We start from the raw sequence: 16,135 nt of genomic DNA, 5'->3' as shown, positions 1-16,135 counted from the left end.
ATGGAATACCTGTGGGTGCTCGCGCCGTCGCTAGGCGTCGGACTCTTGTTCTATTTCGTGATGAAAGCCATATTCAATGCCGACCGCAAAGAACGCGAAGCATTGGCTGAGGCGGAGCGCGAAGCCGATAGGCGCGCCGCCGAAGGCGGCACCGAATAACGGCGAACCCCGGACGATTATTGATCGCCCGGGGTTTCTCCTTTAAGCACTACAGTGCATGTGGTTTGGCGGCATTGCGGTTATACCGATATCGCTCATGCCAGATTCTCTAGGGTTTTCTAAATCAGTTCGTATTGCCATCAAATACAGTGTGCGCAATAATCAGTTTGGTCCGGTAATCCCGGCCAAATTGTTCACTCACTAAAGGAGCCTTCCGTGGCGCAAGAAGTAAAAATCATTCTGGTTGACGATCTGGATGGTGGCTCGGCGGATGAAACGGTCCGCTTCAGCATGGATTCCAGCAGCTACGAGATTGATCTTTCTTCAAAGAATGCCGCGGCCCTTCGCGACGCTGTTAAGCCGTTCATTTCCGCCGGTCGGAAGATTCCTTCCCGCGGTGCAAGGGCCGGCAAGCCGGCCAGCAGCACCCGCAGCCAGGATGCCTCGGCCATCCGGGCGTGGGCGCGGGACAACGGCTACAACGTCAGCGACCGCGGTCGTGTGCAGTCTGAGATCATCGAGGCCTACAAGGCCGCCCACGGGGGATAACGGGCGGCCCGTTCCCTAGCGGGCAGATCGATCGGCGGGGCGGACAGGCAACTGTCCGCCCCGTTTTGCGCTCCTGCCGCAGGGCATTACCCCTAGGGCGAACAGGCCTCCCAAGAGGCAGTCGGGCACGTAGCATCAAAGTACGCAGTAGCTAGGAGTGTGCGAGATGTTTGAGAGATTTACCGACCGTGCCCGTCGCGTTGTCGTGCTGGCTCAAGAAGAAGCCCGCATGCTCAACCACAACTACATCGGCACCGAACATATCCTCCTGGGTTTGATCCACGAGGGTGAGGGCGTTGCCGCCAAAGCACTGGAGTTCCTCGGCGTCTCCCTGAATGGCGTTCGTGAGCAGGTCCAGGAAATCATCGGCCAGGGCCAGCAGGCCCCGAGCGGTCACATTCCGTTCACGCCGCGCGCCAAGAAGGTTCTGGAGCTCTCGCTGCGCGAAGCCCTCCAGCTTGGCCACAACTACATCGGTACCGAGCACATCCTGCTGGGCCTGATCCGCGAAGGCGAAGGCGTGGCCACCCAGGTGCTGGTCAAGCTGGGTGCGGACCTCAACCGCGTGCGCCAGCAGGTCATCCAGCTGCTCTCCGGCTACCAGGGTAAGGAGCCGGTCACCGCGGGCCAGCAGCAGGAGGGTACTCCTGCCGGGTCCGTCGTGCTGGACCAGTTCGGCCGCAACCTCACCCAGGCCGCGCGTGAGTCCAAGCTTGACCCGGTGATCGGGCGCGAGCATGAAATGGAACGCGTCATGCAGGTCCTCTCCCGCCGGACCAAGAACAATCCGGTGCTGATCGGCGAACCCGGCGTCGGCAAGACGGCCGTGGTCGAGGGCCTGGCCCAGGCCATTGTCCGCGGCGACGTGCCCGAGACCATCAAGGACAAGCAGCTCTATACGCTGGACCTGGGGTCACTGGTGGCCGGTTCCCGCTACCGCGGTGACTTCGAGGAGCGGCTGAAGAAGGTCCTGAAGGAAATCCGGACCCGCGGCGACATCATCCTGTTCATCGACGAGATCCATACGCTGGTCGGAGCGGGTGCGGCCGAGGGCGCCATCGACGCCGCGTCCATCCTGAAGCCCATGTTGGCCCGCGGGGAACTGCAGACCATCGGTGCCACCACGCTGGACGAGTACCGCAAGCACATCGAGAAGGACGCCGCGCTGGAGCGCCGGTTCCAACCGATCCAGGTTGAGGAACCGTCCGTGGAGCACGCCGTGCTGATCCTCAAGGGCTTGCGCGACCGCTACGAGGCGCACCACCGGGTCTCCATCACCGACGGCGCCTTGGATGCCGCCGCGCATCTGGCCCACCGCTACATCTCCGACCGTTTCCTGCCGGACAAGGCCATCGACCTGATCGACGAGGCCGGCGCCCGGCTGCGCATCCGCCGGATGACTGCACCGCCGGAGCTCAAGGACATCGACGAGCGCATTTCCCAGCTGAAGAAGCAAAAGGAATCGGCCATCGATGCCCAGGACTTCGAGGGTGCCGCCACGCTGCGGGACCAGGAAAGCAGGCTGCAGGACGAGCGGGCGGAGAAGGAACGCGCCTGGAAGTCCGGCGACCTGGATGAGATTGCCGAGGTTGACGAGGACTTGGTGGCCGAGGTGCTGGCCAACTCCACCGGCATCCCGGTGTTCAAGCTGACCGAGGAAGAGTCCAGCCGCCTCATGCACATGGAGGCCGAGCTGCACAAGCGCGTGATCGGCCAGGACGAGGCGATCAAGGCCATCTCGCAGGCTATCCGGCGCACCCGCGCCGGCCTGAAGGACCCCAACCGTCCCTCCGGCTCGTTCATCTTCGCCGGCCCCACCGGCGTCGGCAAGACCGAGCTCGCCAAGGCCCTGGCGGAATTCCTCTTCGGTGAGGAAGACGCGCTGATCACCCTGGATATGTCCGAATACTCGGAGAAGCACACGGTCTCGCGGCTTTTCGGTGCCCCTCCGGGGTATGTCGGCTACGAAGAGGGCGGGCAGCTGACCGAGAAAGTCCGCCGCCGTCCGTTCTCCGTGGTGCTCTTCGACGAGGTGGAGAAGGCCCACGCGGACCTGTTCAACTCGCTGCTGCAGATCCTCGAGGACGGCCGCCTGACAGACAGCCAGGGCCGCGTCGTGGACTTCAAGAACACGGTGATCATCATGACCACCAACTTGGGCACACGGGACATCTCCAAGGGCGTCATGACCGGCTTCCAGTCGGGCACGGACACCAAGACCGGATACGAGCGGATGCGCGCCCGGGTCCAGGATGAGCTCAAGCAGCACTTCCGGCCCGAGTTCCTCAACCGCGTTGACGACACGGTGGTCTTCCCGCAGCTGAGCGAGGAAGAGATCGTCCAGATCGTGGACCTGTTCGTCGAGCGGCTGCGGAAGCGGCTGACCGAGAAGAACCTGAAGATCGAACTGTCCGATCCGGCCAAGGTGCTGCTTGCCACCCGCGGCTACGATCCAACGATGGGTGCCCGGCCGCTGCGCCGGACCATCCAGCGGGAGATCGAGGACCAGCTCTCGGAGAAGATCCTCTTCGGCGAGTTCCACCCCGGCGAAACCATCCACGTGGACGTCGAGGGCGAGGGCGAAACGGCAACGTTCGTCTTCACCAGTACCGGCGCCCCCAAGGCGATTGAGGAAGTACCGGACACCCCGGCGCTGTCCCAGTAGCCAGCACTGCGCACGGAGAACCCCGGCCCCGGCCGGGGTTCTCCGCTTTAACCGCCCGATATCGGACGCGAACAGCGCTGATTTGCGTGCTTGTCTGTGATCCGCGGCACAAGTAGTGTTTACTGAATCCATGAGTTCTGAAGCACTTACTTCCGATGTGCGGGTGGAGGCACCCCTCCAGCAGGCTCCCGCCACCCCGTTCAGCGACCTGGACCGCTTTATCGCGCTGCCGCGGCTGGGGTCGCTGGTGCTCAGCCCGGACGGCAGCCGACTGGTCACCTGCGTCGGCGTGCTGAACTCCGGCGCCACCGAGTATGTCTCGGCCCTCTGGGAAGTTGATCCCGCCGGTGAGCGCCCGGCCCGGCGGATCACCCGCAGCTCCAAGGGCGAATCCGGTGCGGCCTTTGCCCGCAGCGGCGATCTCTATTTCACCTCCGCCCGCCCGAGTCCCGACGATCCCGCTGAAGAGCCGGTGCCGGCACTGTGGCGCCTGCCGGCGGCCGGAGGCGAAGGCCGGATGGTGCTGTCGCGTCCCGGCGGCGTCGCGGCGGTGCGCTGTGCCCGCGACGCAGACACCGTGGTGGTGGACGGCCAGGTCTTGCGCGGGTCCGACGGGGAAGAGGGCGACGCCAACCTGCGCTCCGTCCGCAAGGACAAGAAAGTCTCCGCGATCCTGCACTCGGGGTATCCGGTGCGCTTCTGGGACCATGACCTGGGGCCGGGGGAGAAGCGGCACTTCATTCTGCAGGAATCCGCGGACGACGCGGCTGCAACCCTGACGGTGGACGACGAGCCGAACGGCAGCCTGCGCAACATCACCGAGTGGGCCGGAAATGCCCTGATGGAAACCGCGGCCGAACTCAGCCCGGACGGCAGCACCTTGGTGGTCAACGTCCGCCGGCCGCTGCCGCGGGGAGACAGCCGCAGCGTGCTGGCCGCCGTGGACACGGCAACCGGCGTGCGCCGGACCCTGCTGGAAAGCCCGGACACCGACTACTCGCCGGGTCCGGTCAGCCCCGACAACCGCACCGTGGTGGTGGTCTGCGAATCCGTTTCCGGGCCGCGGACCGTTCCTTCGGTCCGGCTGGGGCTGCTTCCGCTGGCCGGCGGCGAGCTGCGTCCGCTGGCTGCGGATTGGGACCGCTGGCCCCACCCGGCGGCCTGGTTGCCCGACGGTTCGGCCCTGCTGGTGACAGCCGATGACGCCGGCCGCGCTCCGTTGTTCCGCGTCGACGCCGACACCGGCGCCGTGCGGCAGGTGACGCACGACGACGCGGCCTACACCGATGTCGTGGTCAGCCCGGACGGTCGGTTCGCCTACGCGCTGCGCAACTCCTACCTGTTTCCGCCCGAGCCGGTGCGCATCGACCTGTCCTCCGGGGACACCACCGTCCTTCCCTCGCCTGCGCCCCGTCCGGAACTGGGCGGTCGGCTGGAAGAAATCACGACGACGGTGGGCACCGACGGCGCACAGGTTCCGGTGCGCGCCTGGCTGGCGCTGCCCGAGGGCGCGTCCGCCCAGAACCCCGCGCCGCTGCTGCTGTGGGTGCACGGCGGCCCGCTCGGCTCATGGAATGCGTGGAGCTGGCGCTGGTGCCCGTGGCTGCTGGTGGCGCAGGGCTACGCCGTGCTGCTGCCGGATCCGGCGCTCTCCACCGGTTACGGGGATGACTTCATCCGCCGGGGCTGGGGGCAGTGGGGACAGGCCCCGTACACGGACCTGATGGCCATCACCGACGCCGCCGTGCAGCGGGAGGATATCGACGGCACCCGGACGGCGGCAATGGGCGGTTCCTTCGGCGGCTACATGGCCAACTGGATTGCCGGGCATACCGACCGGTTCCGGGCCGTCGTCACCCACGCCAGCCTGTGGGCACTGGACCAGTTCGGACCGACCACTGATGTCTCCCCATACTGGGAGCGGGAGATGACCCCGGAGATGGCGCTGGAGAACTCCCCGCATTTGCATGTGCAGAACATCAACACGCCGATGCTGGTGGTGCACGGGGACAAGGACTACCGGGTACCGATCGGCGAGGGACTGCGACTCTGGTACGAACTCCTATCCCGGTCGCAACTGGCCGCGGGGACGGACGGGGAGACGCCGCACCGGTTCCTGTACTTCCCCGACGAGAACCATTGGGTGCTCTCACCACAGCATGCCAAAATCTGGTACTCCGTCGTCTCCAACTTCCTCGCCCGGCACGTGCTGGACCAAGAGACGGAACTGCCGGCCGAACTGGGGCTTTAGACTGACTGGGTGACCGACGCCTTCAAGATCCGCCCCGCCCGCACCTCCGACGTCGTAGAGATCCGCCGACTGGTGAAACCGCTGGCCGACGAACGGGTGCTGCTGGAGAAGGAGGCAGTGGCGTACTTCGAAAGCATCCAAGAGTTTCGGGTCGCCGAGACGCCGGAGGGCGAAGTAGTGGGCTGTGGCGCCGTGCACGTCATGTGGGAGGACATTGCCGAGGTGCGCACGCTGGCCACCGCAGCGCACTGGCGCGGCAGGGGAGTAGGCCACGCCCTGCTGGACGAACTTATCGGCGCGGCCAGGGATTTGGGTGTCAACCGCGTCTTCTGCCTGACCTTCGAGGTGGACTTCTTCACCCGGCATGGCTTCGAGGTCATGGCCGACCAATCGGCGGTGGACCCGGAGGTCTATTCCGAACTGCTGCGATCCACCGACGAAGGCGTGGCCGAGTTCCTCGACCTGGCCCGGGTCAAACCCAATACGCTGGGCAACACCCGGATGATCCGCTCACTCTGACCGGCCGCCGCGGCCGCTGGGACCGGCTCCTTCCCGGCTAGTCGGGAAGGCTGATGCCGTCGCCTGCCGTGACGGCCAACCCGTCCGCCAGCAGCCCGCCGAGTGCCCGGCCCAACTGGTCGTCGCCGGCCGGCAGCGCGCGCAGCGCAGCCAGAGGCCCTTGGTAGGCAGCGGGCAGCACCGCCAGTTCAAAACTGCCCAGCAGGACCTCGCGCGGAACGGATGATTCCGCTTCGCGCAGGACGGCCATCATGGCACCCCGCACTTGCCGGTCGGTGCCCGCCCAGGCCTGCCCCTTGGGGACGTAATGGGGCTCCGGGCGCCCGGCTTTCACCCAGGCGCAGCGATCCAGCACCGGGCAGGCATCGCAGCGCGGCGACCTCGCCGTGCAAACGAGGGCGCCGAGCTCCATGGTGCCGGCGTTCCACTCCTTAATGCCGCCGGCCGGCATCAACTGCCGGGCCAGGCGGATTTCGGCGGCAGAGAGCGTTGGCGCGGGGAGGGCCGCGCCGGTCACCAAGCGCGCATGTACCCGGCGGATATTCGTGTCCACCACTGTTTCCGGCAGCCCGAAGGCGAAGGATGCCACCGCGGCCGCCGTATAGGTCCCGACGCCGGGGAGTTCCAGCAGGCTGGCGTGGTCCTCCGGCACCCGGCCCCCGTGCCGGTCCACAATCGCCGTGGCCGCGGCATGCAGGCGCAGCGCACGGCGCGGATAGCCCAGCCGTCCCCAGGCCCTGACCGCTTCGCCGGCCGAGTCGGCGGCCAGGTCGGCCGGGCGCGGCCAGCGCTGCATCCATTGCTCCCAGACCGGCAGCACCCTGACCACCGGGGTCTGCTGCAGCATGAATTCGCTGACCACAATGCCCCACGGGCCGCACTCCGGGCGACGCCAGGGCAGGTCCCTTGCACTGGCCGCAAACCAGTCGCGGATTCGCTGGTGCAGCAGGCCGGCTTCTGCCGGTTCGATGGAAGCAGCCGGAGCGGCGGCGTCGGGGCGGGGCATGAAACTCCTACGATGTGATCAACCAATACTGTACTGCCCGGCGTGGTGCTGACGGCGCCGGACGATGCCGTCTCCTAACCTTGAGGTATGGCAGGCAGCGGCACATCCGGCGGGCGCGGACAGGGTTCATCCGTCCGGCGGCCCAGCCCTGCGGTCTACCGCCGCCGGCGCCTGGTGGTGCTGGTGCTGGCCGTGCTGGTGGTGGCAGCCATCGTGGCCGCCGGATTCTGGCTCGCCGGCCTGGTGGGAGCGGGACGGGACGACGCCTCGGCGGAGGTGGCCGAAGCGGCAGCAGCACCCAGCGCCCCTGTGGCCAGCCCCGCAGCCACGGCGGGCTGTGAGGACTCGGACGTGGTCGTGCGTGCCGAAACCGATGCCCCGGCTTACGGGAGCGGGGAGAACCCCACGCTGATTCTGGAAGTGGCGAACAAGGGCAAGAGCCCCTGCGAAGTGAACGTCGGCACCGACGCGATGGAATTTTTGGTCACCAGCGGCGACGATCGGATTTTCTCCTCCACGGACTGCCAGGTGGACGCCGAACCGTTGATGATGACCCTTGAGCCGGGCAAGAGCGAGCAGGCGCGCTTTACCTGGGAGCGGAACCGGACCGCGCCGGGTTGCACCTCGGTGGAGGCCAACCCGCAGCCCGGCACCTATGTCCTGACCACCAAGCTGGATAAGAAATCCAGCAAGAAGACCGTGTTCGAACTGCGTTAGTAAGCGTGCAGCCGGAACCTAGAGGAACCGGTCCAGCAGGCTGGTTTCGGCGATCCGGGACAGGCCCTCGCGGATCACGCGTGCCCGCTGCTCGCCGATGCCGTCGACGGCCATCAGATCGTCGATGTTGGCCGCCATCAACGACTGCAGGCCGCCGAAGTGATCCACCAAACGGTCGGCTACCGCCCGCGGTACGGACTTGACCCCCGCCAGCAGCCGGTAGCCGCGGGGCTGGACCACAGCGTCCAGGGAGTCCTGGCCGGGCTGGATGCCAATCACGCTGGCCACCCTGCCCAAATCGATCAGATCGTTCGACGTGAAACCGCGCAGGGTCTTCAGAGCGGTGTCGACGTCGATGCCGCCCTTGATTTCCGCGTAGTCGCGCAGGATCATTTCACTGTCCGGGCCCAGCCCCGACGTCAGCTCATCCAGTTGCAGGGAGAGGAGCCGGCCGTCCACGCCGAGCTCGAGCACGTATTGGGAGATCTCGTCGGAGATGCGGCGGACCATTTCCTGCCGCTGCAGGGTTACTGCCACGTCCCGCACGGTGACCATGGCCTCGATCTCCAGCGCGGAGAGCGAGCCGGTGACCTGGTCCAGCCGGGCGCGGTAGCGCTCCAGGGTGGCCAGCGCCTGGTTGGCGCGGGCAAGCACCGGCTCGGAGCCCTCCAGGACGTGCCGGATTCCTTCCACATACAGTGCAATGATCTGCATGGACTGGCTGACCGAGATCACCGGCAGCCCGGTCTGGATGGCGACACGTTCGGCGGTCCGGTGCCGGGTGCCCGACTCCTGGGTCGCAATGGAAGGGTCCGGGACCAGCTGCACCGCGGCCTTGACGATGGTCCCCGCGTCCTTATCGCAGACGATGGCGCCGTCCATCTTCGCCAGTTCCCGCAGCCGGGTGGGCGAGAACTCGATCCCGATGTCGAACCCGCCGCTGCTGATCTCTTCCACCTGCTGGTCGTACCCGAGCACAATGAGCGCGCCGGTGCGCCCGCGGAGGATCCGTTCCAACCCGTCGCGCAGCTGGGTTCCCGGAGCTACTCGGGCCAGGGTGGCCTTGAGGGCGTCCTCGGGGCTCTTGACCATGTGGGAGTTTCCTTTGGGCAGGCGGGCATGGGTGCGGGGCCGCCGTCCGGACAGCCTCAGGCTCCATGATAGTGCCGGATCCTGGCTATCCTTTCTCCCGGATGCTCAGCGGAACAGTGTGGACAGCGCTTCGGAGACGGTGTGTACTTCCTTGACCGTGAATCCGGCCGGAACCTGGCCCGTTCCATCCGGCGAAGCCGGAACAATCGCGTGCGTGAATCCGAGCCGTTCGGCCTCCTGGATTCGCCGCCCGATACCGGGGACGGGCCGGACCTCGCCCGCCAGCCCAACCTCGCCGAAGGCGATCAGCTGCGCCGGCAGCGGCTGGTTGGTTTTGGCTGAGGCAATGGCCAGTACGGTGGCCAGGTCGGTGGCCGGTTCGCCCAGCCGGACCCCGCCCACTGTTGCCACATAGCTGTCGTCCTTGTGCAGCGACATGGATGCGCGGCGCTGCAGCACGGCCATCATCATCGCCACGCGGGAAGAATCCAACCCGCTGGTGGCACGCCGCGGCTGTGCGTTGGAGGTCTCGGCCAGCAAGGCCTGAACTTCCGCCACCAGCGGCCGGCGGCCCTCAAGCGTGACCGTGATGCAGGTGCCGGAGACCGGGTCCTTGGTGCGGGAGACGAACAGGCCGCTCGGGTCGGTCAGCCCCTCGATGCCGGCCTCCGTCAGATCGAAACAGCCCACCTCGTCGGTGGGGCCGTAGCGGTTCTTGACCGCACGCACCAGCCGCAGGCGCGAATGCCGGTCGCCGTCGAACTGGCACACCACGTCCACCAGATGTTCGAGGAGCCGCGGCCCCGCGATGGAGCCGTCCTTGGTCACGTGCCCCACCAGGATGGTGGTCATGCCCTTGGTTTTGGCGGCGTTGATCAGCGAAGCCGCGACCTCGCGCACCTGCGTCACGCCGCCGGCAGCCCCTTCCACGGCGCTGCTGCTGAGCGTCTGGACCGAATCCACGATCAACAGCGACGGCTGCAGCTGTTCCACGTGGCCCAGCGCAATGCCCAAGTCCGTCTCGGCGGTCAGGTAGAGGTTGTCCGCCACAGCGGAGATGCGTTCGGCCCGCAGCTTGACCTGGGCCGCGGATTCCTCGCCGGTCACGTACAACACGTCGCGGTCCTGCCGGGCCACCCGGGCCGCAACATCGAGCAGCAGCGTGGATTTGCCGATGCCGGGTTCGCCGGCCAGCAGGATGACCGCACCGGGCACCAGGCCGCCGCCGAGCACCCGGTCCAGTTCCTCCACCCCGGTGGCGCGGAAGGCGGCGTTCGTGGCATCGACGTCGGCGATCCGTTCGGCCGGCCGGGAGACCGCGGCGGCGGCGGTGGTGCGCGCCGCCACCGGCGTGGCCTCTTCAACCGTTCCCCACGCCTGGCACTCGCCGCAGCGCCCCACCCATTTGGCCGTGCTCCAGCCGCACTCGGCGCAGCGGTAGGCGGGGGCCTTGGAACGGGTCTTGGTGCTCATGCACCCAGCGTAGCCGGGGGCTCGGACAATCAGAGTTTGGGCAGGTAGGACGCGGCGTCGTCGTGGCTGAGCCCGGCGGCCTCGAGCAGATCCACCATCAGCGGGCGGAAGACCAAGACCAGGCTCTCCCCCTCCATGGTGGCAATGCCCAGGTGCTTGGGGTGCAGCCGGGTGGCGATCTCGGCCAGGTCGTTCCTGGCCCCGGAGAGCCGGCGTTCGCGTGCCCCGGGATCTCGGTCGGAGAGGCCCTCGGCAAGGATTTCGACGGCGTCGGCTGTTTCCTGGAGTATTTCGGAGAAGGCCTCGATCGCTTCGTCGGTCATGGCCGCGTGGTTGATCACGGATGTCAACCGGCGGGAGAACACCCGGCTGTTGCGCATGGCCAGGTCCGCCATCTCGGCAGAATCCTGCAGGTCCCCCACCTCGTCGCGATGTCGGCGGTAGGCCAGGGAGATCCGGGCAACTTCCCGGGCCGAGGAGAAACTGCCGCGCACCTCGTCGATCAGCGGCTGGCTGGCCCGCGCCCGGATCAGCGCGTGCCATGCCTTGGTGGGGTCGCTTTTGGCCAAGGCATCCGAGCACTCGCGCAGCACGGCGGAGAGTTCATCCAGGAGTTTCTGCAGGCCCGAGCGTGGTTCCGAGCGCGGGTCGCCGGGAATCAACATGGTCACAATCAGCGCGAAGGCGCCGCCAATGACGGCATCCAGGCTGCGGGTGAAGGGCCCGCCTGCGGGCGCGGGCAGCAGCACCACCAGCACCGACTGCAGCGCCATCTGGGTGGTGAAGATGCTGCCGCTGTCCAGGAATCTGGCCAGCAGGATGGAGACCAGCAGCACCAGGGCCGCCTGCCAGATGCCGGGCCCGAGGAAATGCAGCAGCAGGTCGCCGACGGTGATGCCCAGGGTGCAGCCAATGGCGACCTCGAGCACTTTGCGGACCCGGGGTCCCTTGGCGAAACCGAGCGCAATGATGGAGGAAGTGGCGGCAAACAGCGGGCCCTCGTGGCCCAGTACCTGTTCGGCGAAGACGTAGGCGGCGACGGCGCATAACGTGATCCGCAGCGCGGACATGAACGAGGACTTGCTGCGGCTGTAGCCGGCACGTCCCCGCCTGCGCAGGAACGACCGGGCCTGTACCAACCGGGTGCCTGCGCTCATGCTCCCAGTCTAGGTGGGCGGATCGGCGATTCTTTCGGACCGCGCCCGCTGGGCCGGACCGCGGCCCGGCCAAACCGGGTCCATAGTATGAGCCTGCTCACGAACGCAAGCCATGCGCGCGGTTCGTTAGCAAACGGTCCCGCCTTGTTCACTTTGCGTTCACTTTAGTCGTGCACATTCTTTACGTGGCGCCCATAGCGTCGAAGGAGCACGACAAGGGGGCGGAAAACGTCCGGTCGTCGTGATCCGTTCTCACCCTGAAAGGGACCATACTCGTGAAGGCAATTCGCATCGGCCGCGCGGCCGCCGTCCTCTCCGTTGCAGCACTGGCACTGACCGCATGTGGCTCCGATAACGCCACCGGAAACCAGGCAGCTGCCGGCAGCACCGACTCCGCGTCGACCGTTTCCGGCACCCTGTCCGGTGCCGGTGCTTCCTCGCAGGATTCGGCCATGCAGGCCTGGATGGCCGGCTTCACCGCCAAGAACCCCGAAGCCAACGTGCAGTACTCGCCCGACGGCTCCGGCGCCGGCCGCGACGCGTTCCTCGCCGGTGGCGTGCAGTTCGCCGGCTCGGACGCCTACCTGGACGACGAAGAGTGGAAGCAGGCCCAGGAAGTTTGCGGCCCGGACGGTGCGATGAACCTCCCCGGCTACGTCTCCCCGATCGCCGTTGCCTTCAACCTTGAAGGCGTCGACTCGGTGAACATGGACGCCGAGACCATCGCGAAGGTCTTCCGCGGCGAGATCACCAAGTGGAACGACGAGGCCATCGCTTCGCAGAACGAGGGCGTCGAGCTGCCCGACACCGCCATCACCGTGGTGCACCGCTCCGACGAGTCGGGCACCACCGAGAACTTCGTGGAGTACCTGTCCGCCGCCGCCGGCGATGTCTGGACCGACGAGGTCTCTGGCGACTGGCCCGCCAAGCTGCAGGCCGAGAACGCGCAGGGCACCTCCGGCGTGGTTTCCACCACTACCTCCACCGACGGCGCCATCACCTACGCCGACGCTTCCGCAGTGGGCGGCCTGGGCACCGTGAAGGTCAAGGTCGGCGAAGAATACGTCGAGCTCAGCGCCGAGGCAGCCTCCAAGGCCGTCGAGGTGGCCAGCCCGGTTGAGGGCCGCAGCGACGTGGACATGTCCCTGGACCTCAAGCGCGACACCACCGAGTCGGGTGCCTACCCGATCGTGCTGGTTTCGTACCACATCTACTGCTCCACCTATGCTGATCAGAACACCGTTGACCTGGTCAAGGCCTTCGGCAGCTACGTGATCAGCGAAGAAGGACAGCAGGCAGCCCAGGACTCGGCCGGCAACGCACCGATCTCCGAAACCCTGCGCGAGCAGGCACAGAAGGCTATCGACTCCATCTCGGTGAAGTCCTAGTCCTTATCGAAGTTTGGTTGGCCCCGCGCCGTCGCAAATTGACGCGCGGGGCGCAGCCGTGTTCCGGCCCGGCAATATTGCCGGGCCGAAACGAACCAGCAAGACTGGCAGAACAGCCAGACGAAGTGCAGAAGGAACCCGAAGGGTTGTGAAGTGTCCCAAACATTGACCGAGACAGGCAGAGGCCGGACCGGCGACAAGGTCTTTTCAGGCCTGACGCTTGCCGCAGGCTGCCTGATCCTCTTCGTGCTGTTCTGCGTGGCGGCATTCCTGCTCTGGCAGGCGCTGCCGACGTTTGGGGCGGACCCTTCCGCGATTTCAGGCGGAAACGGCTTCTGGGCCTACATCTGGCCCATCGTCATCGGCACCCTGATCGCCGCAGCCATCGCCTTGGTGCTGGCCACCCCGGTGGGCGTGGGCGTGGCCCTGTTCATCTCGCATTACGCGCCGCGCCGGCTCGCCCAGGGCCTGGGTTACGTGGTTGACCTGCTGGCAGCCATCCCGTCGGTGGTCTACGGCGCATGGGGCATTGCGGTCTTGGCGCCGGCGCTGGTAGGCCCCTACACCTGGCTGGCGGAGAACGCCGGCTGGATCCCGATCTTCGAAGGACCGGCCAGCCAGACCGGCAAGACCATGCTGACGGCCGGCATTGTGCTGTCCGTGATGATCCTGCCGATCATCACCTCGCTCAGCCGCGAGATCTTCCTGCAGGCGCCCAAACTCCACGAGGAGGCTGCGCTGGCCATGGGAGCTACCCGCTGGGAAATGATCAAGATGGCCGTCTTCCCGTTCGCGCGCCCGGGCGTCATCAGCGCCGTGATGCTGGGACTGGGCCGCGCGCTGGGCGAAACCATGGCGGTTGCCATGGTCCTGTCCGGCGGCGGGCTGATCGCCAGCCTGATCAAGTCGGGCAACCAGACCATTGCCGCGGAAGTCGCCCTGAACTTCCCGGAAGCTTACGGTCTGCGGCTGTCCGAACTCATCGCCGCCGGCCTGGTGCTCTTCCTCATCACCCTGGCCGTGAACATGATCGCCCGCTGGATCATTAGCCGGCACAAGGAATTCTCGGGAGCCAACTAATGTCCAAAATGCTCACTGAAGCCCCCGCACCGGTCAAACGCAACACCCTCACCAAGAACCAGCTGCCCGGCTGGGCCATCTGGGCGGTCGCCGCAGGCTCGCTCATCCTCGGCGCGGCGGTCTCCTCGCTGATCGGATTCAGCCTGGTCTCCTGGGCGCTCCTCTCGGCCGTGATCTTCGTGATCGCCGGCTACGTGGTCACGCTCTCGGTGGAGGGCGCCCGCAAGGCCAAGGACCGGTTCGCCACCAACCTGATCTTCGCGGCGTTCATCATTGCCGTGGTGCCGCTGATCTCGGTCATCTGGACGGTGCTGCAGAACGGCATCGCCGGACTGAGCTACAACCTCGTCTTCACGTCCATGAACGGCATGACCGGCATGGTGGACAACGAGACCGTAGCCAACGGAACCGAGGTGCTCGGCGGCGCCTATCACGGCATCATCGGCACCCTGCTGATCACCATGTGGGCCACCATCATCTCGGTCCCGATCGGCCTGCTCACCGCGGTCTACCTGGTCGAATACAGCAAGGGCGGAGCGCTCTCGCGCGGCATTACGTTCTTCGTGGACGTGATGACCGGCATCCCCTCGATCGTTGCGGGCCTGTTCGCCGCCGCGCTGTTCGGCCTGATCTTCGGGCCGAGCACCCGCACCGGCTTCGTGGCCGCCGTCGCGCTCTCCGTGCTGATGATCCCGGTGGTGGTCCGCTCCACCGAGGAGATGCTCAAGATCGTGCCGAACGAACTGCGCGAGGCCTCCTACGCGCTGGGCGTGCGCAAGTGGCGCACCGTCCTGAAGGTGGTCGTGCCGACGGCGATCTCCGGCATTGCCTCCGGCGTCACCCTGGCCATCGCCCGCATCATCGGCGAGACCGCCCCGCTGCTGGTCACCGCCGGCTTCGTGAACAGCATCAACTGGAACGTGTTCGGCGGCTGGATGACCACCCTGCCCACCTATATCTACCGGCAGCTGATGAACCCCACCTCGCCCACCAACGTGGAACCCAGCATGCAGCGTGCCTGGGCTGCGGCGCTGATCCTGATCATCTTCGTGATGCTGCTGAACCTGCTTGCCCGGCTGATCGCCCGCATCTTCGCCCCCAAGACCGGCCGCTGAGCCAGAACCAAAGAGAAGGAACCCCCATGTCCAAACGCATCGACGTCAAGGACCTGAACGTCTACTACGGCAACTTCCGCGCGGTGGAGGGTGTCAACATCAACATCGACGCCCGCTCCGTGACGGCCTTCATCGGCCCCTCCGGCTGCGGCAAGTCCACCTTCCTGCGCACGCTGAACCGGATGCACGAGGTGCTGCCCGGCGCCCGGGTGGAGGGCGAAGTCCTGCTGGACGGCGACAACCTCTACGGCTCGGGCGTGGACCCGGTGACCGTGCGCAGCCAGATCGGCATGGTCTTCCAGCGCCCCAACCCGTTCCCCACCATGTCCATCCGCGACAACGTGCTGGCCGGGGTCAAGCTGAACAACAAGCGGATGTCCAAGTCCGACGCCGACGCGCTGGTGGAGAAGTCGCTGACCGGCGCCAACCTGTGGAACGAGGTCAAGGACCGGCTGGCCAAGCCCGGATCCGGCCTCTCCGGCGGCCAGCAGCAGCGCCTGTGCATCGCCCGCGCCATCGCAGTCTCCCCGCAGGTGATCCTGATGGACGAGCCGTGTTCGGCACTCGATCCCATCTCCACGCTCGCCATTGAGGACCTGATCGAGGAACTCAAGACGCAGTACACCGTGGTGATCGTTACCCACAACATGCAGCAGGCGGCCCGCGTGTCCGACAAGACGGCGTTCTTCAACATCGCCGGCACCGGGAAGCCGGGGAAGCTGATCGAATACGGCGATACGCCGACCATCTTCAGCAACCCGACTGAGAAGGCCACCGAGGACTACGTGTCCGGCCGCTTCGGATAAACCCCCAGTAAGTACGACGGCGGTGCCTCCCCGGCGGTTTCTAGGGATCGTTGCAACACCGTGGGTGGCTAGGTAGTCAAGAGTAAGTCACGCAGACGCTCGGCTGGGGAGTCCCAGTCGAGCGTTTTGCGTGGCCGGCCGTTCAGTTCCTGGGCTAC

Annotated in this window: 14 protein-coding genes; 10 read left to right on the top strand and 4 right to left on the bottom strand. The window is 66.5% G+C overall.

Annotation, left to right across the window (positions count from 1 at the left end; translation table 11 throughout):
* The 5 genes from AB0N75_RS15375 to AB0N75_RS15355 all read left to right on the top strand — a co-directional run bounded on the left by AB0N75_RS15375 (position 1) and on the right by AB0N75_RS15355 (position 6,143).
* The gene (locus AB0N75_RS15375; RefSeq protein WP_364651677.1) at positions 1-159 is read left to right on the top strand and encodes a hypothetical protein; all 159 of its coding nucleotides are present in this window, start codon (positions 1-3) and stop codon (positions 157-159) included.
* A 216-nt stretch (positions 160-375) separates the two neighbouring features.
* Positions 376-708, top strand: coding sequence for an Lsr2 family protein (locus AB0N75_RS15370; RefSeq protein ID WP_364651675.1), 333 nt, complete (start codon positions 376-378; stop codon positions 706-708).
* A 166-nt stretch (positions 709-874) separates the two neighbouring features.
* Positions 875-3,373: an ATP-dependent Clp protease ATP-binding subunit gene (locus AB0N75_RS15365; RefSeq protein WP_364651673.1), complete on the top strand. Its 2,499-nt coding sequence runs from the start codon at positions 875-877 to the stop codon at positions 3,371-3,373.
* Between the two features lie 130 nt (positions 3,374-3,503).
* Positions 3,504-5,624: a prolyl oligopeptidase family serine peptidase gene (locus AB0N75_RS15360; RefSeq protein WP_364651671.1), complete on the top strand. Its 2,121-nt coding sequence runs from the start codon at positions 3,504-3,506 to the stop codon at positions 5,622-5,624.
* Between the two features lie 9 nt (positions 5,625-5,633).
* Complete coding sequence (locus AB0N75_RS15355) at positions 5,634-6,143, top strand: amino-acid N-acetyltransferase (protein ID WP_364651669.1); 510 nt, start codon at positions 5,634-5,636, stop codon at positions 6,141-6,143.
* Between the two features lie 37 nt (positions 6,144-6,180).
* On the opposite strand, the gene AB0N75_RS15350 is transcribed toward AB0N75_RS15355, so the two are convergent.
* The gene (locus AB0N75_RS15350) at positions 6,181-7,149 is read right to left on the bottom strand and encodes an A/G-specific adenine glycosylase (RefSeq protein ID WP_364651667.1); all 969 of its coding nucleotides are present in this window, start codon (positions 7,147-7,149) and stop codon (positions 6,181-6,183) included.
* Positions 7,150-7,236: 87 nt separating this feature from the next.
* Here AB0N75_RS15350 and AB0N75_RS15345 point away from each other — a divergent pair, with 87 nt between their 5' ends.
* A complete protein-coding gene (locus AB0N75_RS15345; RefSeq protein ID WP_364651665.1) occupies positions 7,237-7,866 on the top strand; it encodes a hypothetical protein in 630 nt (209 codons plus the stop codon).
* 18 nt (positions 7,867-7,884) lie between these two features.
* On the opposite strand, the gene disA is transcribed toward AB0N75_RS15345, so the two are convergent.
* From disA to AB0N75_RS15330, 3 genes are all read right to left on the bottom strand, one after another.
* Positions 7,885-8,958: a DNA integrity scanning diadenylate cyclase DisA gene (gene disA, locus AB0N75_RS15340; RefSeq protein WP_364651663.1), complete on the bottom strand. Its 1,074-nt coding sequence runs from the start codon at positions 8,956-8,958 to the stop codon at positions 7,885-7,887.
* Between the two features lie 105 nt (positions 8,959-9,063).
* Positions 9,064-10,431: a DNA repair protein RadA gene (radA, locus tag AB0N75_RS15335; protein ID WP_364651661.1), complete on the bottom strand. Its 1,368-nt coding sequence runs from the start codon at positions 10,429-10,431 to the stop codon at positions 9,064-9,066.
* 29 nt (positions 10,432-10,460) lie between these two features.
* Complete coding sequence (locus tag AB0N75_RS15330) at positions 10,461-11,588, bottom strand: FUSC family protein (RefSeq protein ID WP_364651659.1); 1,128 nt, start codon at positions 11,586-11,588, stop codon at positions 10,461-10,463.
* 275 nt (positions 11,589-11,863) lie between these two features.
* Here AB0N75_RS15330 and pstS point away from each other — a divergent pair, with 275 nt between their 5' ends.
* From pstS to pstB, 4 genes are all read left to right on the top strand, one after another.
* The gene (gene pstS / locus AB0N75_RS15325; RefSeq protein ID WP_364651657.1) at positions 11,864-12,976 is read left to right on the top strand and encodes a phosphate ABC transporter substrate-binding protein PstS; all 1,113 of its coding nucleotides are present in this window, start codon (positions 11,864-11,866) and stop codon (positions 12,974-12,976) included.
* Between the two features lie 153 nt (positions 12,977-13,129).
* The gene (gene pstC, locus AB0N75_RS15320) at positions 13,130-14,056 is read left to right on the top strand and encodes a phosphate ABC transporter permease subunit PstC (protein ID WP_364651655.1); all 927 of its coding nucleotides are present in this window, start codon (positions 13,130-13,132) and stop codon (positions 14,054-14,056) included.
* Positions 14,056-15,171, top strand: a complete 1,116-nt coding sequence (gene pstA, locus AB0N75_RS15315) for a phosphate ABC transporter permease PstA (RefSeq protein WP_364651653.1) — start codon at positions 14,056-14,058, stop codon at positions 15,169-15,171. Before pstC ends, pstA begins: the two co-directional genes overlap by 1 nt.
* A 26-nt stretch (positions 15,172-15,197) precedes the next feature.
* Positions 15,198-15,977, top strand: a complete 780-nt coding sequence (pstB, locus tag AB0N75_RS15310; protein ID WP_127513112.1) for a phosphate ABC transporter ATP-binding protein PstB — start codon at positions 15,198-15,200, stop codon at positions 15,975-15,977.
* Positions 15,978-16,135: the final 158 nt, after the last annotated feature.

Origin of the sequence: Arthrobacter sp. NPDC089319, assembly GCF_040684925.1 — a bacterium.
Classification (GTDB): Bacteria; Actinomycetota; Actinomycetes; order Actinomycetales; family Micrococcaceae; genus Crystallibacter.
This window is presented reverse-complemented; position numbering and strand designations above follow the sequence as displayed.